The sequence below is a fragment of the Thiomonas delicata genome (assembly GCF_900088825.1).
Lineage (GTDB): Bacteria > Pseudomonadota > Gammaproteobacteria > Burkholderiales > Burkholderiaceae_C > Thiomonas_A > Thiomonas_A delicata.
Genome location: NZ_LT592171.1, coordinates 541,959 through 564,745 on the forward strand (window position 1 = coordinate 541,959; position 22,787 = coordinate 564,745).

Below are 22,787 nucleotides of genomic sequence, written 5' to 3' on the forward strand. Positions count from 1 at the left end.
GCAGATATGCCTGCCATGCGTGTTGAGGCGAGATTATATATTGGCGTCCAGGAAGGATGTCAGCTGTGATTTCGACAGCGCGCCCACCTTGGTGGCGGCGACTTCGCCGTTCTTGAACAGCATCAGGGTCGGAATGCCGCGGATACCGTATTTCGCCGGGATGGTACGGTTCTCGTCGACGTTGACTTTCATGATGTTCAGGCGGCCCTGGTATTCGCCGGCGATTTCGTCGAGGATGGGGGCCACCATGCGGCAAGGACCGCACCATTCAGCCCAGTAGTCGATCAGCACGGGGGTCGAGGATTTGAGGACGTCCTGGTCGAAGGACGCGTCGGTGGTTTGCTTGATGAGATCGCTCATATGAATTCCAGATTAGAAGGCGCCGGCACAGGCAGCCATGCGCAGCCATTGGAGAGGTCAATTGAAGGGGTCGCCCGAGTCAATTTACGCTATTTAACCCCGAATTCACATTTTTGGCAGGGCGCAGCGCAAGGAGTCGCCGCCTGGTTGCGGGAAATCAGCATTTCCGGGGCCGATCTTTCGGTCCTGCTCCCCCAGGCCATCCATCAGACCCTGTTTCGCCAGGCCTGGCAGCGGCAGGCGCCTGCCGCCGGGGTGTTGCCGCGTTTGCTCACGTTGCCGCAATTGCTCGCCCTCGAGGCGATACAAAAGGCGCGATGGCCGCGTCACGTCGAGCTGGACGCGCTCGAACTGGCCTTGCGCCTGCAGGGCGACGCGTACTTGCCGCAGGCTTATCGGGCGCCGACGCAATTCGCCGGCCGGCTCGCGCTGGCGCGGGATGTCCTTCGCCTGCGCGAGCATCTGGCGCAAGAAGCCGAAGGCAGGCAGGCCCCGGTGTCCGGCGAGGCCGGGCGCGACACGGAGGACGGCGCCTGGATGCTGCGCCTGGCCCAGCAGGGCGGGTCCGCGGCCTGGCCGGACGAAGCCGATGCGATCCAGAGCTGGTGCGCCGCGCAGCGCGGCGCCCTGGCGCTGGTGCTCGCCGAACCGCCGGATGCCCGCCAGCGCTGCTTGCTGCGCGCCGCGCAGCGCCACGGCCTGCCGGTGTTGCTGCTGCAGGCCGGATTCGGTTGCGCTTTCGGTCTGGCGCTGGCCCGCGCCAGCGCGTGCGCCGGCACGGTGGATGACATGCCCCAGGCGTTGCACCGCCGGGGCGAGGGGCGCGCCGCCGGGGACTGGGCGGACGCCACGCCGCAGCGTTTTTCCGCGCGCGCGGCGCGCCTGTTCGCGGCGCGCGTGCAATGGGGCGCAGGGGGCACGCTCGAAGCGCAGGCGCAGGCCATCGTCGCGCGGGTCCTGGCCCGGCGCGCGAACCAACCTGGGGCGCGCATCGCCATCATCGCGCTGGACCGCCGGCTGACGCGCCGCGTCAATGCCTTGTTCAACCGCCTGGGCCTGCCGGTGCGCGACGAAGCCGGCTGGCGCTTATCCACGACGCGCGCCGCCGCCGGCCTGCAGGCCGTGCTCGACACCTGGCCCGAAGGCGCGGGCAGCGACGCGGTGCTCGATCTGCTCAAGCAGGCGGGGGTGGGCGCTGCCGCCGGCCTGGGCGCTGCGGATCTCGCCGCCCTCGAGGCGGAGGTGCGCGCCGCCCGGCTGCTCGACGTGCCTGCCTGGCGCGCGTGGGCCAGACAGCAGCCGGAGCCGGTGTCGCGCCGTCACGTCCTGGCGCTCGACCATGTGCAGCGCGCGTTGCACGCCGTCAGGCACGTCACGGGGCGGCAGAGCGTGTCGAGCTGGAGCCAGGCGCTGCGCGAGACGCTGGATCTGCTTGGGATGCGCCGCGCCTGGCAAGGCGACGCGGCGGGCCGCCAACTGCTGGCGCTGCTGGCCTCGCAAGGCGATGTGCAGCCCTTGGCGCGGACGCTGCGCATCGACATGAAGACCTATGCGGACTGGCTGCGGCAGGCCATCGAGGCGGCCGTGTTCCGCCCGGAGCCGGTCGACGAGGCCGTCGGTGACGATCGCGGCATGCCTGTCCATGTGCTCGCCCTGCGCGACGCGCTGCTGCGTCCATGGGATCTGTGCGTGCTGGCCGGCGCCGATGCCGAGAACTTTCCCGCCGTTGCCGATGCCCCGGGCCGTCTGGGCGATCAGGCCTGCGCCCAACTGGGCCTGCCGGTGCGCAGCGCGCGGCGCCGGCAGGCCCTGCGGGCCGCCGTGCTGCTGGTGCTGGGCAGCCGAAGCCTGGCCGTGTTCGAAGCGCCGCCGCGGCCGGACCATCCGGGGCCCAGTCCCTTGTTGCAGCTGTGGCGCTGGGCCCTGGGGGAGCCTGCGGCGCAGGCGCCCGATGCCGAGGACTGGCGGCCCCTGCTCGGGCCGGGCCAGGCGTCCGGCAGCGCGCGGGCGCATGGCGGCGAGAGTCTGGCTCCACGCGCGACACCCAGCGCGCCGGACGACATCCCGGCACGCTGGTCGCCGAGCGCCTATGCCGATCTGCGCGCATGTCCGTACCGTTTTTTCGCGCGCCGGGTTCTGCGGCTGGGCGAGGACGAGGACCTGCTGCCCGACTATTCCAAGCGCGATTTCGGCAACACCCTGCACCGCATCCTGGAGCGCTTTCATCGCGAGGAGCCGGGGCGGGACCCGCGGGACCATGGCGACCTGCTCGATCGCATCGCGGCCGAGGACTGGGAGGCGGCCGGCGCGCTGGCCGAGCCCTTTGCCGCCGTCTGGCCCGCCGTGCGCGACAACTACCTGGACTGGCTGCAAGGCTGGCGCGCCCTGGGCTGGCAAACCAGCGGCGAGGAGCAGGCAATGGCCCGCGTCGTCGAGCAGGACGACGCGGGCGCAGCCCTGCGGCTGGAAGGCCGCATCGACCGAATCGACCGCCGCGGCCGCGAACGCTTCGCGCTGGATTACAAGACCGGCAATCCCCAGGCGCTGAAGGCGCGCATGCAACGTCCGGGCGAAGACACGCAGCTGCTGTGCTACGCGCTGCTGCTCGGCGCCGACGCGCCGCAGGAGCCGCGCGACGCAGGCGCGGCGCCCATCGGCGCCGGCTATCTGGTGGTGTCCGAACGGCGCGACCCCGAGCACACCGACCCCGCCACGGCGCTGATGTGGGCCCCGGAGGCCTTGCGAGAACAATCGATGCTGCTGGCCGAGCAGATGCGCCGCGACTGGCGCGCCCTGCGTGCCGGGCACGCCATGCCCGCGCTGGGCGAACCCCCGGTGTGCGACCACTGCGAGGCGCGCGGCCTTTGCCGCCGCGATCACCGGCCTGCGGCCGATGCGGCAGCGTCCGCGCAGGAACTTTCGGCGACGCCATGAACACTCCGGCCTATACCGCCCGGCGCCCAGGGCAGGCGTTGCCCGCGCCCGTCTCGCCCGAGGCCTATGTCGGCCTGGCCTGCGATCCGGCGGCTTGCGTGGTGGTGCGCGCCTGCGCCGGGGCCGGCAAGACCTGGCTTCTCGTCGCCCGCATGGCCCGCTGTCTGCTGGCCGGGTATGCGCCGCAGGACATGCTGGCGATCACGTTCACGCGCAAGGCCGCGGCCGAGATGCAGCAGCGGCTGCTGGAGCTGCTGCAGGATTGGAGCCGTCTGGACGACGCCGCGCTGCGCGACGAAATCGCGCGGCGCGGCCTGCCGCATGCCGGGGCCGACGTGCTGCGGCGCGCGCGCAATCTGTATGCCGATGTGCTCGCGGCAAGCGCCCAGCCCACCGTCTCCACCTTTCACGGCTGGTTCTCGCAACTGTTGCGCGCGGCCCCGCTGCGTTTCGGTCTGCCGCAGAATTTCGAACTGCTCGAAAACGAGCAGCCTTTGCTGCAGCAGGCCTGGCGCCAGCTTTACGCAAGGCTGCAGGACGATCAGGCGTTGCGCGCCGACTACCGGGCCCTGGTGGCGCGCATGGGGCGCGCGACCGCGGCCCAGCTCATCGAGCTGGTGGTGCAAAGACGCGGCGAATTCGTGTTGGCCGCCCAGGCCGGCACGCTGGCGCAGGGTTTGCACGCGGCCGAACCCGAAACTTGGCTGCACTGGCGCGATCGCATGGCGCCGGAATTGCGCTTGTGGGCGCAAGCCTGGGCCAGTTGCGGCGGCAGTTACGGGCGCGCTGCGCTCGGCCCGCTGCAGGCGGCGCTTGATTCCGACGATGCGCACGGGGTCGCCGCGGCCTTGCGCGCCGTGCTGCTCACCGCGCAAGGCGCGCCGCGTTCGGCCCGCAGCATGGCGACCAGGGACGTCAAAATCGAAATCGCCAGGCTCGGCCTGGACGGCGATCCCGCGCTGCGTTGGGATCGGCTCGCCGCCGAATTCCTGGCGCTGCACGACGCGCACGACATCGAGCGCATTCACGCCTGGGCGCTGCGCCTCGGCGCCGAATTGCTCGCCGGCTACGAGCGGCTCAAGGCCGAACAAGGCCTGCTGGACTTCAGCGATCTGGAGCTGCATGCGCGCAGGCTGCTGGCCGACGCCGACGTCTCGGCCTGGGTGCAGATGCGGCTGGACCGGCGCTACGCCCAGGTGCTGATCGACGAGTTCCAGGACACCAACCCGGTGCAGTGGCAGGCGCTGCAGGCCTGGCTGTCGGCCTATGCCGGCGACGCGCAGCGCCCCTCGGTGTTCATCGTCGGGGACGACAAGCAATCGATCTATCGCTTCCGGCGCGCCGACCCGCAGGTGTTCGAGGCCGCCACGAATTTCCTGCACGAGGGTTTCGGCGCCGTGCTGCTGTCGGCCCAGCACACCCGCAGGCTCTCGCTCGCCGTGCGCGACTGGGTCAACGCGGTGTTCGCCGCGGCGCCGGCGATGGATTTCGTGGCGCACACCACCGCCAGCCGCGAGCAGGGCCGTGTCGCCCTGCTGCCCGCCCTCGACGCCGAGGATGCGTCCGCACAGGCGCCTGACGGCGAGGCCGCTGTGCCTGCGGCTTCGCAAAACCCCGGCATGCGCGTGCGCGACACCCTGCGCGAGGCGGACGTCGACGCCGAGATCGGCAAGGTCGAACGCGACGCCATGCGCGTGGCAGGCCTGGTGCGGGATCTGCTCGCGTGCCCGAGCCTGGAAGACGGCGCGGGCGGCCTGCGCCCGGCGCGGCCAGGCGATGTGCTGCTTTTGCTGCGCAAGCGCAAGGACCGCATGGATCTGTATCTGCGCGCCTTGCTGGCCGCTGGAATTCCCGCCGCGGCCGGGGACAGCGAGGCCAGCTTGCTGGACACCCTGGAAGCGCAGGACCTGCTGGCGCTGCTGAACGCGCTGGTGTCGCCGGGCAGCGACTTGGATTTCGCCCAGGTGCTCAAGTCGCCCATCGCCGGGCTCGGCGACGCGGACCTGCTGGCCATCGCGCGCCTTGCCCGCGAAACCGGGCAAGGCTGGTGGCATGCCGCGCATCACATGGCCGCGCGCGGCGACGCCACGCCTGCCTTGCGGCGCTTCCTCGCCCTGGCCGCGCGCTGGTCGGACTTGCTCGGCAGCCTGCCGCCGCACGACCTGATCGACCGCATCCTGGCCGAAGGGGAACTCAAGTCGCGCTACGCGCGCGCCGTCCCGCGGGCGATGGCGGCGCAAAGTCTGGCCCATCTCGATGCCTTCCTGCACCTGGCGCTGGATCTGGACGGCGGGCGTTTCCTCACGCCCTATGCCTTCGTGCGCAGGCTCAAGCGCGGGCTGGCCCGCGCTGCGCTGCCCGAACTCCACGCCGGAGAGGTCGTGCGCCTGTCCACCATCCATGGCGCCAAGGGCCTGGAGGCGCCGATCGTGATCCTGGCCGACGCCGATTCGCGCCCCCTCGCCAACGGGCCGAGCGTGCTGCTGCACTGGCCGGCCGAGGCGCCGCATCCGCTGCATTTCTCGCTGCAGCTGTCGTCCAGGCGCGTCCACCCGGCGCAGCGCGCCTTGGTGCAGGCCGAGCAGCTTGCCGCCGAGCGCGAGGACTGGAACTTGCTCTACGTGGCGATGACTCGCGCCCGCCAGCAGCTGTGGATCACCAGGGTGCCGGTGCGGGGAGAGGCGCAGTGGAGCCGGCGGCTGGCGGTGCATGCAGAGGCGTTGGACGTCGTCATGCCGGTGGATGCCGGGCAGCGCCGGCCGGGGCTTGCGGCGCCTTCGGCCGGGGACGAAGGCGAGCCGGACGGGCCCGAACGCATCGGCGTTCCCTGGTTGGCGCGCCCCGAGCCGGCGCAGGGGCAGGCGATCGACCTCGACGAGGCGCAGGCGCGGGCCGCGCGCATCGGCAGCGCGATGCACAGCCTGCTCGAAGCCGCCGCTGCCGCGCCGCATGCCGAGTCGGTGCTCGCGGCGTGCGATGCAGGCAGCCTCGCGCTGCAGCTCGACCTTGACCCAGGCGAAGCCCTGGCCGCGATCCAGGCCGCGCTGCGCATCGTCCGCTCGCCCCAGGCGCGGGTGTATTTCGACGCCGCGCAAGTACGCTGGGCGCGCAACGAAGTCGATGTCGCGTGGCCGGCGGCGGACGGTGGCGAGCCCGGCTGGGGCCGCATCGACCGGCTCGTGGAACTCGACGAGGCGGTCTGGGTGCTGGACTACAAGCTGGCGGCGCGCAATCTCGATCCGGCGCGCTATGCGCCGATCCTCCAGCGCTATGCCCAGGCCGCGGCTGCGCTGCGCCCGGGCAAGCCGGTGCGCGTGGCGCTGATCGGGGGCGACGGTTCCGTCGGCGAATGGCGCGCGGCGGACCCCGCGAAGGCCGTCAGCGCGTAGGCGCTGGCACGTCACGGGTCGGGGACGCAGGGGCGGCCCGCGCGGTTTGCGCCGCCTGTCCCAGCAGCACGCACATGTGCTCGCGCAGCGCCGTCATCTGGCGCTGGATCTGCCGGCGCAGAAACCAGGGCCCCAGCAGCGGCGGCAGCCACATCCGCGGGCGCAGAAGCGCGGTGTAGCGCACCACGCTGCCGCCATCCCGCGCCTCGGCCCGCGCCTGTCCGCTGGTGTCCAGATCGCCGCTGACGGTCACCCAGCTCGCCACATGGCCATGCAGCGTGACGTCCAGCAGGGTGCGCACGCTGACGCGCAAGGGCCCGACGCCACTGCTGCCTTGCTGCAGCACGCGCAGGGTATCGCCATCGACGGCTTGCACCACGCTGCGCTGCATGTCCGGCATGTAGCTGGCCATGGCGTCATAGTCGGTCATGGCCTGCCAGGCCACGCGTACCGGCACGGGGGCGAAAAATTCCAGATGCAGCGCATAGGCTCCCGAGCTTTCGCCGGGGGCCAGCGTCATGCGCAATGGATGGCTGGTCAAAGCGGCGCGGCAGTCCGCGGCGGCGCGTTCCTGGGAGGAGAGGCCGCTGCTCGCCGGCACCGGCGGCGCCGGACGCAAGCCTGGCTGGCTGGGGTTGGACGCAGGCGGCGAGGCCGGAGCAGGCGGTTCTGCCGCTGCGTGCCCTGCCGTGGCGCACAGCAGGCAGGCGACCAGAGCCCATGTATGGGCCGGCGCGGGAACGAAGCGCGATGCATGAACTGGCATGCGCCGCATTGTGCGCGGCAGCTTCGCTGTCGGCTGCGACGGGGACAATGCGCGCGGCCTGCAAGACGGAATCGGGTGACGAGCCGTACCCCCGGCACTTGCGGTAAACGGCTGTGGCTGCTCCGTTCCCGGCCTGACCAGGTTCACCGCGCCGCAATGCGGGGCGGCCCGTCAGCGCGCATTGTAGGCGGGGCCGGGGCGAGGGGGCTCGCGCCCTACAATCGGCGGCATGTCCAGTACCGTCCTGGCGCGGAAATGGCGCCCAAAAACATTTTCCACCCTGGTTGGCCAGGACCATGTGGTGCGCGCGCTCACCCATGCGCTGCAGCAGCGCCGCCTTCACCATGCCTATCTGTTCACCGGCACGCGCGGCGTGGGCAAGACCACGATTTCGCGCATCCTGGCCAAGTCGCTCAACTGCACCGGGCCTGACGGCCGGGGCGAGATGACCGCCGAACCGTGTGGCGTCTGCCAGTCCTGCACCGAGATCGACGCCGGGCGTTTCGTCGACTACATCGAGCTCGACGCCGCGTCCAACCGTGGCGTGGACGACATGACCCGGCTGCTGGAGCAGGCGGTGTACAAGCCAACCTCCGGGCGCTTCAAGGTCTACATGATCGACGAGGTGCACATGCTCTCCAACCACGCCTTCAACGCGATGCTGAAGACCCTGGAGGAGCCGCCCGAGTCGGTGAAGTTCGTGCTGGCCACGACCGATCCGCAGAAGGTGCCGGTCACCGTGCTGAGCCGCTGCCTGCAGTTCAGCCTCAAGTCCATGCCGCCCGCGGCCATCGCCGGCCATCTGCAGCATGTGCTGCAGGCCGAGGGCGTGGCGTTCGAAGCGACCGCACTGCAAAGCCTGGGCCGCGCCGCGCATGGCTCGATGCGCGACGCGCTGTCGTTGGCCGACCAGGCCATCGCCTACAGCGCCGGCAACGTCAGCGCGGACGCCGTGCGGCAGATGCTCGGCGCGGTGGATTCCAGCTATCTGTTCGATCTGCTGCGCGCCCTGGCCGCCGGCGACGGCGCGGCCATGCTGCAGCTGGCCGATGACATGGACGCGCGCGGCCTGTCGTTTCCCACCGCGCTGGAGGAACTGGCGGCCGTGCTGCAGCGCATCGCGGTCGTGCAGGTCGTGCCGCAAGCCTTGGACGCGGCGGACCCCGATGCCGAGGCTTTGCGCGAGTTGGCGGCGTCGCTCTCCCCCGAAACCGTCCAGCTCGCCTACAGCATGGCGCTGCATGGCCGTGGCGAGCTGGCCCTGGCGCCCGACGAGCATGCCGGTTTTTGCATGGTGCTGCTGCGCCTGCTGGCCTTCGTGCCGGTGGGAACGCGGGGCGATGCGCAGCCGCTTCCCCCGTTGGCGGGAGCAACGCATCCGGCCAGTCGGGACACCATGACCGCGGCCGTCGCAGCAGCGCCCGCCGCGCCATCCGTGGCGTCCCCGCCTTCGCCCGAAGCCGATGCGGCGATCGTGGCCGAGCAGCAAGCCGAGTACCGAACCCCGTCTTCCGCCGGCACCGAGCCTGGCGTGACACGGGAGCATCCCGTCTCGGCGGCCCCCGGCAAGGCGCCGTTTCCGGGGCCCGGCCCCGATTGGCCGGCCCTGGCCCAGAGCCTGGAGCTGGTGGCCCTGGCGCGCAGCCTCGCGCTGCAAAGCGAGTGGCTCGGCGCCGACGGCGACGTCTGGCGTCTGCGCGTGCCCAGCGAGCAGTTCACGCGCGCCGGCGCCCTGGACAAATTGCAGGCCGCGCTGTCCGAAGCCGTGGGCCGCGCCATCGCTCTGCAGGTCGAGGTCGGCGTCGTGACCGACAGCGCCCATCAGCGCGCCGCCGCCGCCCGCGCCCAGCGCCAGAAGCAGGCCGAGGCGACCATTGCCGACGACCCGCTGGTGCGGCAGCTGGTCGATGGCCTGGGGGCCCAAATCGTGCCCGGCTCGGTGCGGCCGCTGCAAGCCTGATCCCTACGCTTTTTTGCCCCCCACCCTACAAGGACAGAACCCATGTTCAACAAAGGACAACTCTCCGGCCTGATGAAGCAGGCCCAGCAGATGCAGGACAACATGAAGCGCGTGCAGGAGGAACTCGGCCACATCGAGGTCGAGGGCCAGTCCGGTGCCGGCCTCGTGAAGGTGCTGATGACCTGCAAGTACAACGTGCGCCGTGTGAGCATCGACCCCAGCCTGGTGGGCGACGACCGCGACATGCTGGAAGACCTGGTGACCGCCGCGTTCAACGATGCCGTGCGCAAGGCCGAAGCCACGTCGCAGGAAAAACTCGCCGCCGTCACCGCGGGCATGCCGCTGCCGCCCGGCATGAAGCTGCCGTTCTGACGTCCGTCGCGTGAGCGGTTCGCCACTGACCCGCGTCGCCGCCCTCGACGCCCTGGTCGATGCCCTGCGCAGCCTTCCCGGCGTCGGACCGAAGTCGGCGGCGCGCATGGCGTTTCACCTGCTGCAGCACGACCGCGACGGCGCCGCGCGCCTGGCCGAGGCGCTGCGCCAGGCGCTGGCCGGCATCCGCCGCTGCAGCCTGTGCAACACCTATACCGAGGACGCGCTGTGCGCCACCTGCGCCGACCCGCGCCGCGACAGGCGGCTGCTGTGCGTGGTGGAAAGCCCGGCCGATCAATCCGCGGTGGAGCAGACGCTGACCTATCGCGGGCTGTATTTCGTGCTGATGGGGCGCCTGAGCCCGCTCGACGGCCTGGGGCCGAAGGACATCGGCATCGATCAGCTCGTGCGCCGCGTCCAGGGCGGGGACGTCGAGGAAATCATCCTGGCCACCAATTTCACCAACGAAGGCGAGGCCACCGCCCACGTCATCGCCGAGACCCTGCGGCCGCTCGATCTGCGCATCACGCGCCTGGCGCGCGGCGTGCCCTCGGGCGCCGAGCTCGAGTACGTCGATCTGGGCACCATCGCGCGCGCCCTGGTGGACCGCAGAGGCGCCTGAAAGCCGGACATCTGCGCCCACGCTGGGCAGCCGCTAGCATCGGTGCCTTTCATTCCGTGCCTGCCATCATGTCAATCTCCCGCCGCCAGACATTGCACATCGCGACCGGTCTTCTGCTCGGCTCGGTTCCCTTCGCCAAATTCGCTTTGGCGGCCGCTGCCACGGGCACGCTCGGCCTGTTCGCCGGCCAGTTGCGCATGCACGGCCATACCGACGGTCAGGGTGACCGGGCCAGTTTCTTCGACCCGAGGGGGCTTGCCACCGACCCGCACGGCAACATCGTCGTGGCCGATGCGGCCAATGCGCTGATCCGCCGCATCACCCCCGAAGGCGTGGTCAGCACCCTGGCCGGCGGCGCCGAGGACAGGGTGAGCAAGGACGGCCCGGCGATGCAGGCCAGGTTCGTCGGACCGGACGCGGTGGCGGTGGCACCGGACGGCACCATCTACATCGCCGACTCCTATGCCAACACCATCCGCAAGCTCGGGCGCGACGGCATGGTGAGCACCCTGGCCGGCGTGGTGGGGCGGCAGGGCTATGCCGACGGGCAGGGCAGCGCGGCCCAGTTCAACCACCCCGTGGGCATCGCCGTGGATCCGCGCAGCGGCGACGTGCTGGTGGCCGATGCCTACAACAACACCCTGCGCCGCATCACCCCGGCGGGGCGCGTGCACACGTTCGCCGGCCAGGCCGGCGTGAACGACCACCGCGACGGACCCATCGGCCAGGCGCTGTTCAACACCCCGGTGGGCATCGCGGTGGATGCCAAGGGAACGATTTTCGTCAGCGAATACTTCAACCAGGACGTGCGCAAGATCACGCCGGACGGCCAGGTCAGCACCCTGGCCGGCAATCCCGGGCGGCGCGGCGATGCCGACGGCCAGGGCCGCGCCGCGCTGTTCCGCAAGCCGCAGCAGATCTGCCTGGACGCCGGGGGCAACATCATCCTGGCCGATGGCGGCAACCACAAGGTGCGCCGCATCACGCCCGACGGCGTGGTCACGACCCTGGCCGGCCAGGGCCAGCTCGACAAGGTGGAACTCGGCCCCTTGCCGGGCGCGCTCATCACGCCTTACGGCGTGGCGCCGGGGCCGCACGGCAGCGTGCTGGTGAGCAGCGGCGAAGCGGTGTTGCGCATCCAGCTCGCGGCCTGAGCCAGGGCAGGCCGATCGGCAGGCGGGTTTCCCGCTCAGCGGTCTTCCCCGCCGTCGCGGCGGTCGCCTCCATCGCGCTCGCCGCGCCATGGCCTGCCCCGGTCTTCGTAGCGGCGCACCGGGGCATAGGGTTGGGCGATGTACACCGGCGGGGCCGGCACGTATTGCACTGGCGGCGGCGCGACATACACGGGTTGCGGCGCCACCGGATAGACGTTGCCGAGATTGGCGACCAGGCCCGGTACGCCGATGGCGAGCGACCAGAACGGGTCGTGATCGGCATGGGCCGCGGGAACCATCGAGACGGCCAGGGCCATGGCCAAGAGACTTCGACGCAGCATGTTCAAACTCCAGGGGGTTGTGTGAGCGAGCGTATCGCGCGGGTCGTCGGGTCGAGCTGCGCGCTCAACCCGCGGGCATGTCCAACAGGCCGCGCGCCTGTCCCCAAAGGTAGCCCTGACACCAGACGATGCCGATGGCGCGCACCTTGTCCAGTTGTTCCTTGCGCTCGATGCCTTCGGCGATGCCGATGATTCCGAGATCCTCCGCCATGTCGTGCAGGCGGCGCAGGATCTGCGCGCCGCGCTGATTGTCGGCGGCGGCCTGCACCAGGGTTTTGTCGAACTTGAGGTAGCGGATCGGCAGTTCCAGCAGGTAGGGAAAGGCGCTGTGGTTGCTGCCGAAGTCGTCCAGGGCCAGCTCGAAGCCCAGGTCCAGCAATGGGGCCAGGTTGGATTGCAGGCGGCCAGGATCGGTGTCGAGATGCCGTTCCGTGATCTCCAGCACCCAGGGCGTGCTGTCCTTCGGCACGCCAGGCCAGGCTTCCAGCCAGCGCCGGTGGTGGTCGAGCAGTTGCTCGACGCAGCTGGGCTGGAGCAAGAAGGCGCTGGAACAGTTCAGGAACAGTTTGCCGTGCGATGCGGCGAACGGCCCGGGGCGCGTCGCCGCGGACATCACCTGGGATGTGATGTCCGCGTCGATACGAGGTTCCAGGCCGATCTCGGAAGCGACGTCGATGAAGGCCTCGGCGTCCAGCACGGAACCCTGCTGCGTGAGCATGCGCGCGAGCGCCTCGTGCCCGATGATCTGCAGATCGTCGGCGCGCAGGATGGGCTGGTAGGCCACCCGCAGCCGGCGCTCCTGCAGCGCCCAGCGCACATGGGCGCGCGGGAAGACATCCATCAAGCGGCCGCCGGATCGCTCGTGGAGCCAGCCGGACGGAGGGACGTACTCGGCCTCACAGCGCGGCAATCCCAATCCCATCGCTGGCGCGCCCATGGCTCAATGGTCCTGGTTGGACTGCGTTTCCAGCATCTTGTCCAAGGGGTTCTCGTTCATCACGAACAGACCGTTGTTCGTCGAGGTGGAGAAGATCATGTCCTTGGCGCCCATCACGTAGTACATCTGGCCGCTGTAGGTGGTGGTGGTCGAGCCGGTCTTGGTGATGGTCACACCCGGCGCGCTCAGGATGTAGGGCGTGGAGGCGTAGTTGGTATTGCTCAGGGCGAAGGGGTTGAAGCTGACGCTCGTTCTCTGATTGAAATCGTCGTCGCTGGCTTCGCTGTTCGAGCCGCTGGAGGCCGCGCTGAGCGATACGCCGCTCAGTTGCGGCTGTGCGCAGGCGCCCAGCACGAGACCGCCCACCGTGGCGCCGGTGCCCATCAGGCGCACGCCGAATCCGCTGTTGCAGGTCAGGCCGTCTTCATGCGTACGCGTCGTGGGGATATTCGTCCACGCCGGCAGGCTGTTCTGCGGCACGAGCACCGCATCGAAGCGGGTCAGGACGCCGCCGGCCTGGGTCCTGCCGCCCATGCGCAGGGCATAGCCGGTCGTCGCGGAGGCCGAGGAGCTGGACGTGCCGGACGCGGAACTGGTCGGCGCGCTCGGCGTGCTGCTGCTGACGAACCCCGTGGGCAGCACCCCGACCTTGCCGGCCAGGGTGTAGGCGCTGGAAGCGCCCTTGACCGTCAGGGTCATCAGATTGCCCACGATGGTGCCGGTGATGCTGCTGCCGTCGGTAGAACTGCCGCTGACGTTCCCGCTGGCGTCGACCGTCACGTTGGCGGCGAGGATGGAGGGCGGTACCAGCGTGGATTGCGGGATCGCCGGGGCGGACGCGGACGACGCTGGCGTGGCGGGCGGCTGGGTCGGGGCGCTCATGCCCGATTGCGCGATGACGCCCTGCAGACTGTAGGTGCCGGGCGCGACGGCGACGACGCCCTGCTCGATCAGGTCGCCCAGGTCGAGCTCGGGCGTCCAGGTGTCGTCGGAGGCGATGTACTGCATCAGGTTCTTCAGGTCGTCGTCACAGCTGGGTCCCAGCGTTTGCGATGCCGAGGCCAGCGCGCTCGTGGAATTGCTCGTGCCAGCGGCCACGCTGGCTTGCGCGATGGCCCTGGCCATGCCGTCTGTATCGTGGTGGTCGGCGGGCATGGCGCAGTACCCGTCCGCCACCGCCTTGATCGCCGCCGACACCGCCAGGATGTCGTCGTGGTCTTGCGACAGCAGCGCCGCGTAGACCGCAGGCGTGAGGTTGGCATAGCTGCCGCCGTTGGCGATGTACATCGCCAACGCCGCCGTGGTGACCTGGCTGATGACCAGATTGGGCAGATTGGTCTTGCTCAGCGTGCCGGCCGCGAGCATCGCACTGCTCGAGCCGAGGTAGGCGGTGAGGACGACCTTGCCGTCGGGCGACGTGGCGTTGGCGAACACCGGCACCAACGTGTTGGGCAGCGCCACCGACACGGAGTAGTTGCCCTGGGCGTCGGCGGTGATGGTGCCCACGGTGGTCGCGCCCGCTTGCCCCAGGGGCGCGCCGGTGGTGATGGTGACCGTGGCGTTGGCGATGGGCGCGTCGATCACCGCGCCGCTGAGCGAGGCACTGGAGCCCGGCACACCGCCGCCGCCTCCACCGCCGCAGGCGCTCAGGCTCAGAGCCAGGGCCGCGGCCAGTGGCATCAGCGTCCAGGGGCGTATGGGATGGGATGTCGAGGTTTTCATCGTGAACTCCTGAAGGGTTGTCAAGGCTCGAGCGAGGGGTCCCGCAAGAACAGGACTGCTGACGATAATAGCTGGGAAATTTTTACATGCAATGAAAATTTCTGCGATAAACTTCACACCAACGCTCGGGTCTTGCCGAGACTGAACAACAAAACATGGGACGCCCGCCTCGTCAATTACCGGCCACCCAGCCCGCCGCGCAACCGCTGCCGCCGGCCGAGGATGTGCTGCGCGCGCTCGGCGGCATCCTGGCGCCGCTGCTGCGCCTGCTGCTGGCCAGCGGCATGGACTACACGCGCCTGGCGGCCGAGCTCAAGCCGCTGTTCATCGAGCAGGCGCGTCTCGAGCTGTTGCGCACAGGGCAGAAAGACACCGACTCGGCGATCAGCCTGCTGAGCGGGGTGCACCGCAAGGACGTGCGGGAATGGCGCGAGAACGGCCTGTCCGGGCGCATCGCCCAGGAGATGTCGGTCAGCTCCCGGGTGTTCGCCCGCTGGGTGCAGGATCCGCTGTATCGCGACCGCAGCAAGCGCCCGAAACCCCTGCCGCGCCTGGGCCCTGCGCCGTCGTTCGAGACCCTGGCGCGCGGCGTCACGCAAGACGTGCATCCCTACACGGTGCTGACCGAACTCATCCGCCTGGGGCTGGTGGAGGTGCGCACCGTCAAGGGCCGGGACATGGTGCTGCCGAACCGGGACGGCTTCGTGCCGCCGCCGGGTTCGCGCGAAATCATGGAGTTGTTTGGCGGCAACATCTCGGACCATGCCTGCGCGGCCGTGTCCAACCTGCTGGGCAAGGCTCCGCGCCTGGAGCAAAGCGTGTTCGCCGAGGGCATCACGCCGGAGTCGGCGGCCCAGCTCGGCGCGTTGGCGCGCAAACTCTGGTCCCAGGCGCGCAGCGAGATGATTGCTGAAGCCACGCGCCGTTACGATGCCGACCAGCATCGTGAAGACGCGACCTGCCGCATGCGGTTCGGCGCCTACTTCTGGTCGCAGGACACCATGCCGGATGGCCCCTCGCAGGACATCACGGAACAGGGAGAACGCAGTGATACCGAATAAACCCATGCGATGGGCGATTTGCGCCCTGTTGAGCCTGGCGTTGGCTTCCTGCGGCGGAGGCGGCACGTTTGCTTCCGGCGGGGTCGGCACCGGCGGCACCGGTATTTCAAGCGGCACGGTAACCGGTTTCGGCAGCGTGGTGGTCGATGGCACCGCCTACAGCAGCGCCACGCCGCAGTATTTCAACGGCAACGACCAGGAAGATGCCGCCCTGGCGCCTTCGACCGCGGTGCAGCTCGGCGACCAGTTGCGCGTGCAGTTGGATGCGCAAGGCAATCCCTCCACGGTGATCATCGAGCCCGATCTCATCGGCGCCGTTGCCGGCCTCAACAACAGGCCGGCCGCAAGCGCCAACGGCTTCACGGTCAACGGCGTGGGGGTGCGCGTCAATAACAACCCGGCTGCCGGCCCGGTCACCTACTACAGCGGCCTGGCCGGCTATGGCGACTTGAGCTCCGGCATGCAGGTCGAGGTGCACGGCGCCTATGGCATCGACGCCGGCGGCGGCGCCTACATCCAGGCCACGCTGATCGAACAGCTGCCGAGCAGCAATCCCGTGACCCGCATCACCGGCGTGGTGTCGAACCTGGATAGCACTGCGGATACCTTCCAGATCGGCAACACGAGCGTGCAGTTCAGTGCTTCGACCGCCCTGGTGCCGTCCGGCGCATCCCTGGCCAACGGGCAGCTGGTCAACGTCTGGAGCAATGTTCCGGCGAACGCCAATGGCGCCATCGTGGCGGGGGCCATACGCATCCGCACCTTGCAGGGCCTGTCCGGCTCGGCGCAGATCGGCGGCCTGGTGTCCATGCTCGCGGGCAACCACTTCCAGGTCTCGGGCGTGCCGATCGACGCCAGCGCACCCGGCCTGGCGAGCGCGCTGCTGGCGCTGGCCGACGGCGAATACGTCGTCGTCCAGGGGCAGGTGGATCCGACGACGGGCGTGGTGAAGGCCAGCAGCATCCGGCCCTACAGCGTGCAGCCCGCCCAGGTCGAACTGCGCGGCACCATCACGGCGTATGTGAGCCCGAGCAATTTCCTGGTGCGCGGCGTTCCGGTGGACGCCTCGCAGGTAAATCCCTCGCCCAGTGGCGCCACGCTGGGCAATGGCGTGTTCGTCGATATCGTCGGCAGCATCGGCAGCGGCACCGGCAATGTGGTGACGGCCAGCGCGGTGACCGTGCTGAGCGCGCCGCCCGACGGCGGCACGGTCGATTACCAGGGCACGGTCAGCAACCTGGATACGGCGCACGGCACCTTCACCCTCACCTGGCAGCGCGAGGGGGGGATACCTGCCTCGTCCAGCGTCACCCTGGCGCCCAATGTGGTGTACAGCAACGGGACGGCCTCGCAGTTGACCAATGGCGCGAATGTGGAGATCGAGGCGACCAACACCGCCGGCGGCCTGCTCGCCTACAGCGTGTCGTTCAGGATCACCGACCAATCGTCCGGCAGCGGGACGACCGAGACCAGCGGCGTGGTTTACAACTACGCTGCTGGTGCGAGCAGCTTCCAGATCAACGGCCTGACGATCACGATCCCATCCAACGTATCAGTGCCGACAGGCTTCGGCAACGGCGTGAAGGCCGAGGTCTCGTTCACGACGTCGGGCGGGGAGAACGTGGCGCAGCACATCGGCATCGACCACTGACGCCACACGGCACCGCGTGCACGGCGCGGATGCCGCGCCGGCCTCAGCCGGCCTGGTACGCCAGGGCCGCTGGGCTGGAGTCCGCCGCGTTGGGCTCGGCGAGTTGCGGCGGCTGCTGGCGGCGATCGACGAACAACTGGTTGCCGGGAAGTTTTTTCGCGGCTTTTTTCAGCTCCGCCAGGACGTTGGATAAGTCGCGGTGGGAATCGAACATGCCGGGCGTGACGCACAAGGCGCCAATGGACAGGCTGGGGATGGGGTAGAACACGGCGTCGCCGCGCCGGTTCTCGGACCAGTAGCCGCCGTCGACCAGGGTCCGGTCGTCGAAGAAGCCCCGCACGCCGTCCTCGAAGTCCTGCAGGATCTGTCCCAGGGCGTGCTCCCAGTGGGCCGACAGCAGCAGGGCCATGAAGTCGTCGCCGCCGATGTGGCCGACGAAACTCTCCCCCAGCGTCAGCCTCGACTTGAGCAGATCGGCCAGCAGCAGGATGACCTCATCCCCCATGCGGTAGCCGAAGCGGTCGTTGAAGGCCTTGAAATTGTCGATGTCCAGATAGGCCGCGGCGAAGCGGTTGCCCTCCCGCAGCCAGCGGTCGATGCAGTCGTTCAGCGGCACGTTGCCCGGCAGCAGGGTCAGCGGGTTGGCGTACCGGGCGGCCTGGACCTGGAACTCGGTGACCAGGCGCAGCAGGTCGCCGACCAGCAGCAGGCCGCGATACTGGCCCTGTTCCGTGACCAGCACGCCTTCGGTGGCGTGGCGGTAGCTCGAATCGGCGATCAGGTCGCTGGCCTGCTGCAGGCTGCTCTTGGCCTCCAGGCGCAGCACGTCGCGGCTCATCACCAGCGAACAGGGCTTGTTGCCGAACAGGTCGCGGACATGGGGCCGAAACAGCCGGTCGGCCATCACGTAGCGGTTGATGATGCCCAGAGCCTGGCCGTCGGCGTCGACCACCGGGACCGACATCAGGTCGGCGTCGGTTTCCAGCAGGCGCAGGACGGATTCGAGCTTGGTGTTCGGATGCACCGGGTTGATGCGGCGCGCCAGTCCCAGCACCGATTGTTCGATGCTGCCCCGGCTGGCCAGCGCGTGCAGGGCGGGCTGGGCTTTGTCCAGCGCCTGCCGCGTGACGCGGGCCGGCTCGGCCGGCGGATGCGCATGCGGCCGGGCGATGAAATAGCCCTGCGCCATCTGCACGCCGATCTCGCGCAGGGTCAGCAGGTCGCGCTCGGATTCCACGCCTTCGGCCACCACCACCGACTGGCTGGCGTCGGCCAGCAACAGCATGGACTGCACGAAGGCCGCCTTGAAGGGATCGTCGGCCAGGCTGGCGGTGAAGCTGCGGTCGATCTTGAGGTAGCGCGGACGCAGCCGCTTCCAGACCGCGAAGCGGCCGAACCCCTGGCCCAGGTCGTCCAGGGCCAGGCCGTAGCCCAGTTCGCGCAGTTTCTGCGCTTCGGCCAGGGCGCGGCTGTCCTCGCCCAGCAGGTCCGACTCCAGCAGCTCCAGGACCAGCTGCGAGGGCTGCGTGCCGAGTTCGTGCAGCCAGCGCAGGGTGCTGTCCTGCGAGAACCAGCCGCTGTCGAACAGGGCCTCGGTCACGTTGATGAAGAGTTGCCCGCCGAGGCGCTGCGCGACGAAGCCCTCGATGCTGGTGCGCGCGCACAGCTGGTCGAACGCTGCGAGCTGGTCGCACGCGCGCGCGGCGTCGAACAACTGGTCGGGCCGCTCGAGGGCCGTGTCCGCAGGGCCGCGGATCAGGGCTTCGTAGCCATGGAAGGTGCGGCTGCGCAGGTCGATCAGGGGTTGGAAGACGGAGCGCAGTCTGCGTTCGCGCACGATGGACTGAAACGCGCCGCAGTGGTGGCCATCGGCGTGCAAGGAAAGTGTGGTCATGTCTGTTCCTGGAGCCAGGATGCGTTTGGAGTTTGGATCGTTTTTATGTCAGCACTATGTCCGCAGCATGACGGTCACGGCATTGCCGGCCGCAAAGTCCTGGCTGCGCAACGCGGCGGTATTGGACGTTCGACGTCTGGGTTCGCTTCGTCCTGCCGTCGGCATGCGCGCGGGGGCGGGCAGGGTCGCGAGGAAATAGAACGATCGTTCTATTTGTTGGCCGTGGCGGTCTACAATCGCCGGCATTTGCCGCGCGCCTCGACTGCCGCGCGCGCCCATCGAACAGGAGACGAGCATGACCGCACAGCAGTTGCTGGAGCAATACGGCCCGCGCGAGGCCATGGATTACGACGTGGTCGTCGTCGGCGCCGGCCCGGCCGGCCTGGCCGCGGCCATCCGCCTCAAGCAACGCGCCGCGGCGGACGGGCGGGAGATTTCGGTGTGCGTGCTGGAAAAGGGCTCGGAGCCGGGCGCGCACATTCTTTCGGGCGCCATCATGGATCCGGGCGCGCTGACCGAACTGCTGCCCGACTGGAAGGCTCGGGGCGCGCCGCTCGAGCAGGCCGTGACCGAGGACCAGTTCCTGTTCCTGAGCGAAACCGGCTCCAGGTCGGTGCCGCAGGCCTTGCAGCCGGACTGCTTCAAGAATCACGGCAATTACGTCATCAGCCTGGGCCAGGTGACGCGCTGGCTGGCGCAACAGGCCGAGGCCTTGGGCGTGGAGCTGTTCGCCGGCTTCCCCGCCGCCGAGGTGCTGTACGGCGAGGCCGGGGGCGTGCGGGGCGTGGCCACCGGCAACCAGGGTCTGGGCAAGGACGGAACACCGACCGACCACTTCCAGCTCGGCATGGAACTGCGCGCCAAGTACACGGTGTTCGCCGAAGGCTCGCGCGGCCAGCTCGGGCGCGAACTCATCGCCCGCTTTCAACTCGACGCGGGGCGCGATCCGCAGACCTACGCCATCGGCATCAAGGAACTGTGGGAGGTCGCTCCCGCGCAGGCCAGGCCGGGCAGGGTGGTGCACACCGCCGGCTGGCCGCTGGACAGCCTGACCTACGGCGGCTCCTTTCTCTACCACCTGCCGAACAACCAGGTCGCGGTGGGCCTGGTGGTGGGGCTGGACTACCGCAATCCCTGGCTCAGCCCGTTCGAGGAATTCCAGCGCTTCAAGACCCACCCCGCCATCCGGCCCATTTTCGAGGGCGGCCGGCGTCTGGGTTACGGCGCGCGCGCGCTCACTGCGGGAGGTCTGCTGTCGCTGCCCAAGCTGGTGTTTCCCGGAGGTTGCCTGGTGGGTTGCGAGGCGGGTTTTCTCAACGCCTCGCGCATCAAGGGCAGCCACGCGGCGATCAAGTCCGGCATGCTGGCGGCCGACGCCGTGGCCGATGCGCTGGCCGCCGGCCGCAGCGGCGACGAACTCGAGGCCTATCCGCGTGCCTTCGAGCAGTCGTGGCTGTTCGACGAACTGCGCCGGGCGCGCAATTTCAAACAGTGGTTCAAGAAGGGCCGCATGATGGGCACGCTGATGACCGGCATCGAGCAATGGCTGCTCAAGGGCCGCATGCCCTGGACCATCCACCGCAAGGCGCCGGACTACGCCGCGCTGCTGCCGGCGGCGCAGGCGCAGCCCATCAGCTATCCCAAGCCCGACGGCAAGCTGACCTTCGACCGCCTGTCCTCGGTGTTCCTCAGCAACACCAACCACGAGGAGAACCAGCCGGCCCATCTCACGCTCAAGGACGTGTCAGTGCCGGTGCACGTGAATCTGGCGCGCTATGGCGGGCCCGAGCAGCGCTATTGCCCGGCCGGGGTCTACGAATTCGTCAAGGGCCCGGACGGCCACGACAAGCTGCAGATCAACGCGCAGAACTGCGTGCACTGCAAGACCTGCGACATCAAGGACCCGACCCAGAACATCGTCTGGGTCGCGCCCGAAGGCGGCGGCGGACCGAACTACGCGGGCATGTGAGGCACCGATCCCGCAGGGGCTTGACCTACCGCAAACAGCCTGGGAAACGCCGCCCGCACGCGCCTGGCCGCGGTTAAGCTGCGAGCGTTTCGGGGGCGATGGATCATGGCAGTCGAGCGGGAACTGAAGTTCAGCATGGACGCGCGTGCCGCGCAGCAGCTGGCGGACCATCCGATCCTGCTCCTGCTGGGCGGTGCGCCACGCGTGCAACAGCTCAGCACGGTGTACTTCGACACGCCCGATGCCCGTCTCGCCGCGGCCGGGCTGGCCTTGCGGGTACGGCAGACGCCGCAGGGGCGCGTGCTCACCGTCAAATCCACCGGCACCGACGCGCTCGGCCATGCGCGCGGCGAGTGGGAGTGGCCGGCGGAGGACGGCGCGCCGCAAGGCATCCACCCGGCCGACCTGGTGCGCGCGCTGGACCAAACCCCGCTGCGCACCCTCGGCTTGGACGCGGGGGCGCTGCAGTCCAGCCTCCGGCCCGCATTCGGTACCGCCTTCGCGCGCACGGCCTGGACCCTGGATTGGGCCGGCGCGCGCGCGGAGCTTGCGCTCGACCATGGCGCCTGCACGGCCATCCGCGACGGCCGGGCGGTGCAGGCTCCGCTCCTGGAGCTGGAAATCGAGCTGATCGAGGGCGATTTCGACGCCTGCTGGGAACTGGCCTGGGCGCTGGCGCAGGATTTGCCGCTCCTCGTCAGCCCGGTCAACAAGGCCGAGCGCGCCGCGGCACTGGCCGGCGGGGATCGTCCGCAAGCCCCGCCGGAGCCGCCGAGGCTCGATGGCGAGACCCCGCTGGGACGCGCCGCGCAACTGTGGCTGTCCACCGCCTGCGCTCAGCTCGCGGTGTGGGCCGAGCGCATCGGCAGCGCCGACGAAGCGCGCGACGTGCACCAGTTCCGCGTCGTGCTGCGGCGCTTGCGCACCGTGCTGCGCTGGCTGCGCCCGCATGCGTCCGCGCGCACCGTGGCATGGTTCGACGCCGAGCTGCACTGGACCATGCAACTGGCCGGCCTGGTGCGCGACGCCGACGTCGCGCTCGACATGCTTCACCATCGTCCGGCACCGCTCGGGGGCGAGGGCGCGGCCGAGTCCCCGGCATGGCTGGAGGCCCTGCGGCATGAACGCATGCGCCACCGCGCCGCCTTGCTCGCGCACCTGCACAGTCCGCGCTTCGGGCGCCTGTTGCTGGCGCTGGCGCGCTGGGCCCAGGCGTGGGGCGGCCGTGCCGGTCGGGCGGGGCCGGTGAAGCTGCGCCGGCTGGCCAGCCTTGCCGTGCGGCACGACCACAAACGTTGGAACAAGGCATTGGCGCATGGCCGCGAGATGATGGACGCGGCGGCGCAGGGCGCCCCTCTGGACCCGGCCTCCGCCGGTGCGCTGCACGACCTGCGCATCCGCTCCAAGCGCCTGCGCCTGTCGCTCGAGCGGCTGGGCCAGGCGCTGCCGCAGGACGAAGCGCCGCGCGTGCTGCCCCTGCGCAAGACGGTCGAGGCCCTGCAAACCCACCTCGGAGCCTGGCACGACGTCCAGCGCCTGCTCGACCCGGCGAACGCGCTGTTCCATCCGCCGGCGGACGTGGCCGCGGCACTGCGCGCGCTGGGCCGGGAAGCCCTCGGCCGGGCCCTGCAGGAGCTGCGCGCCTGAGGGGGCGC

At 69.8% G+C, this 22,787-nt stretch carries 16 protein-coding genes and 1 other RNA gene; 10 read left to right on the plus strand and 7 right to left on the minus strand.

Features of this window, described 5'->3' with window-relative positions; all coding sequences use genetic code 11:
- Positions 1-33: 33 nt before the first annotated feature.
- On the minus strand, positions 34-360 hold the full coding sequence (gene trxA / locus THIARS_RS12105) for a thioredoxin TrxA (RefSeq protein ID WP_094161161.1): 327 nt from the start codon (positions 358-360) through the stop codon (positions 34-36).
- A 147-nt stretch (positions 361-507) separates the two neighbouring features.
- Here trxA and THIARS_RS12110 point away from each other — a divergent pair, with 147 nt between their 5' ends.
- Complete coding sequence (locus tag THIARS_RS12110; protein WP_141202399.1) at positions 508-3,294, plus strand: PD-(D/E)XK nuclease family protein; 2,787 nt, start codon at positions 508-510, stop codon at positions 3,292-3,294.
- Positions 3,291-6,683 (plus strand): UvrD-helicase domain-containing protein, encoded by a 3,393-nt coding sequence (locus THIARS_RS12115; protein ID WP_094161163.1) that lies wholly within the window; start codon positions 3,291-3,293, stop codon positions 6,681-6,683. Before THIARS_RS12110 ends, THIARS_RS12115 begins: the two co-directional genes overlap by 4 nt.
- Here the strand turns inward: THIARS_RS12115 and THIARS_RS12120 are convergent.
- Positions 6,673-7,449: an SRPBCC family protein gene (locus tag THIARS_RS12120; RefSeq protein WP_186436672.1), complete on the minus strand. Its 777-nt coding sequence runs from the start codon at positions 7,447-7,449 to the stop codon at positions 6,673-6,675. The genes THIARS_RS12115 and THIARS_RS12120 overlap by 11 nt on opposite strands.
- Positions 7,450-7,523: 74 nt before the next feature.
- Positions 7,524-7,622, minus strand: an RNA gene (ffs, locus tag THIARS_RS12130) — signal recognition particle sRNA small type.
- Positions 7,623-7,678: 56 nt separating this feature from the next.
- Between ffs and dnaX the strand changes: the two genes are divergently transcribed.
- From dnaX to THIARS_RS12150, 4 genes are all read left to right on the plus strand, one after another.
- On the plus strand, positions 7,679-9,409 hold the full coding sequence (gene dnaX, locus THIARS_RS12135) for a DNA polymerase III subunit gamma/tau (RefSeq protein WP_094161166.1): 1,731 nt from the start codon (positions 7,679-7,681) through the stop codon (positions 9,407-9,409).
- 42 nt (positions 9,410-9,451) lie between these two features.
- A complete protein-coding gene (locus tag THIARS_RS12140; protein ID WP_094161167.1) occupies positions 9,452-9,781 on the plus strand; it encodes a YbaB/EbfC family nucleoid-associated protein in 330 nt (109 codons plus the stop codon).
- Positions 9,782-9,806: 25 nt separating this feature from the next.
- Entirely contained in the window at positions 9,807-10,403 is a 597-nt protein-coding gene (recR, locus tag THIARS_RS12145; RefSeq protein WP_094162111.1) for a recombination mediator RecR, read from the plus strand.
- Positions 10,404-10,471: 68 nt separating this feature from the next.
- Positions 10,472-11,557 (plus strand): NHL repeat-containing protein, encoded by a 1,086-nt coding sequence (locus THIARS_RS12150; RefSeq protein ID WP_094161168.1) that lies wholly within the window; start codon positions 10,472-10,474, stop codon positions 11,555-11,557.
- A 35-nt stretch (positions 11,558-11,592) separates the two neighbouring features.
- Here THIARS_RS12150 and THIARS_RS12155 read toward each other — a convergent pair whose 3' ends face one another.
- From THIARS_RS12155 to THIARS_RS12165, 3 genes are all read right to left on the minus strand, one after another.
- Positions 11,593-11,898 carry a hypothetical protein gene (locus tag THIARS_RS12155; protein WP_186436673.1) on the minus strand — a complete coding sequence of 102 codons (306 nt, stop codon included), beginning with the start codon at positions 11,896-11,898 and terminating at the stop codon, positions 11,593-11,595.
- A 64-nt stretch (positions 11,899-11,962) separates the two neighbouring features.
- Positions 11,963-12,835, minus strand: a complete 873-nt coding sequence (locus THIARS_RS12160) for an EAL domain-containing protein (protein WP_245845904.1) — start codon at positions 12,833-12,835, stop codon at positions 11,963-11,965.
- A gap of 3 nt (positions 12,836-12,838) precedes the next feature.
- Positions 12,839-14,557: a hypothetical protein gene (locus THIARS_RS12165; RefSeq protein WP_094161170.1), complete on the minus strand. Its 1,719-nt coding sequence runs from the start codon at positions 14,555-14,557 to the stop codon at positions 12,839-12,841.
- 155 nt (positions 14,558-14,712) lie between these two features.
- Here THIARS_RS12165 and THIARS_RS12170 point away from each other — a divergent pair, with 155 nt between their 5' ends.
- Together THIARS_RS12170 and THIARS_RS12175 are read left to right on the plus strand one after the other, a co-directional pair.
- Complete coding sequence (locus THIARS_RS12170; protein WP_222423071.1) at positions 14,713-15,618, plus strand: DUF6502 family protein; 906 nt, start codon at positions 14,713-14,715, stop codon at positions 15,616-15,618.
- Between the two features lie 4 nt (positions 15,619-15,622).
- Positions 15,623-17,269 carry a DUF5666 domain-containing protein gene (locus THIARS_RS12175; protein ID WP_094161171.1) on the plus strand — a complete coding sequence of 549 codons (1,647 nt, stop codon included), beginning with the start codon at positions 15,623-15,625 and terminating at the stop codon, positions 17,267-17,269.
- A gap of 43 nt (positions 17,270-17,312) precedes the next feature.
- Here THIARS_RS12175 and THIARS_RS12180 read toward each other — a convergent pair whose 3' ends face one another.
- Positions 17,313-19,163, minus strand: a complete 1,851-nt coding sequence (locus tag THIARS_RS12180; RefSeq protein WP_094161172.1) for a bifunctional diguanylate cyclase/phosphodiesterase — start codon at positions 19,161-19,163, stop codon at positions 17,313-17,315.
- A gap of 295 nt (positions 19,164-19,458) precedes the next feature.
- Between THIARS_RS12180 and THIARS_RS12185 the strand changes: the two genes are divergently transcribed.
- Entirely contained in the window at positions 19,459-21,132 is a 1,674-nt protein-coding gene (locus tag THIARS_RS12185; protein ID WP_094161173.1) for an electron transfer flavoprotein-ubiquinone oxidoreductase, read from the plus strand.
- A gap of 105 nt (positions 21,133-21,237) precedes the next feature.
- Positions 21,238-22,779: a CYTH and CHAD domain-containing protein gene (locus THIARS_RS12190; RefSeq protein ID WP_094161174.1), complete on the plus strand. Its 1,542-nt coding sequence runs from the start codon at positions 21,238-21,240 to the stop codon at positions 22,777-22,779.
- The last annotated feature ends 8 nt before the right edge of the window (positions 22,780-22,787 follow it).

What these genes read in the sequence shown, in the direction of transcription:
- trxA (WP_094161161.1), bottom strand. Translation starts at nt 360, where the DNA reads ATGAGCGATCTCATCAAGCAAACCACCGACGCGTCCTTCGACCAGGAC.
- THIARS_RS12115 (WP_094161163.1), top strand. Translation starts at nt 3,291, where the DNA reads ATGAACACTCCGGCCTATACCGCCCGGCGCCCAGGGCAGGCGTTGCCC.
- THIARS_RS12120 (WP_186436672.1), bottom strand. Translation starts at nt 7,449, where the DNA reads ATGCCAGTTCATGCATCGCGCTTCGTTCCCGCGCCGGCCCATACATGG.
- dnaX (WP_094161166.1), top strand. Translation starts at nt 7,679, where the DNA reads ATGTCCAGTACCGTCCTGGCGCGGAAATGGCGCCCAAAAACATTTTCC.
- THIARS_RS12140 (WP_094161167.1), top strand. Translation starts at nt 9,452, where the DNA reads ATGTTCAACAAAGGACAACTCTCCGGCCTGATGAAGCAGGCCCAGCAG.
- THIARS_RS12150 (WP_094161168.1), top strand. Translation starts at nt 10,472, where the DNA reads ATGTCAATCTCCCGCCGCCAGACATTGCACATCGCGACCGGTCTTCTG.
- THIARS_RS12155 (WP_186436673.1), bottom strand. Translation starts at nt 11,898, where the DNA reads ATGCTGCGTCGAAGTCTCTTGGCCATGGCCCTGGCCGTCTCGATGGTT.
- THIARS_RS12160 (WP_245845904.1), bottom strand. Translation starts at nt 12,835, where the DNA reads ATGGGCGCGCCAGCGATGGGATTGGGATTGCCGCGCTGTGAGGCCGAG.
- THIARS_RS12165 (WP_094161170.1), bottom strand. Translation starts at nt 14,557, where the DNA reads ATGAAAACCTCGACATCCCATCCCATACGCCCCTGGACGCTGATGCCA.
- THIARS_RS12170 (WP_222423071.1), top strand. Translation starts at nt 14,713, where the DNA reads ATGGGACGCCCGCCTCGTCAATTACCGGCCACCCAGCCCGCCGCGCAA.
- THIARS_RS12175 (WP_094161171.1), top strand. Translation starts at nt 15,623, where the DNA reads ATGCGATGGGCGATTTGCGCCCTGTTGAGCCTGGCGTTGGCTTCCTGC.
- THIARS_RS12180 (WP_094161172.1), bottom strand. Translation starts at nt 19,163, where the DNA reads ATGACCACACTTTCCTTGCACGCCGATGGCCACCACTGCGGCGCGTTT.
- THIARS_RS12185 (WP_094161173.1), top strand. Translation starts at nt 19,459, where the DNA reads ATGACCGCACAGCAGTTGCTGGAGCAATACGGCCCGCGCGAGGCCATG.
- THIARS_RS12190 (WP_094161174.1), top strand. Translation starts at nt 21,238, where the DNA reads ATGGCAGTCGAGCGGGAACTGAAGTTCAGCATGGACGCGCGTGCCGCG.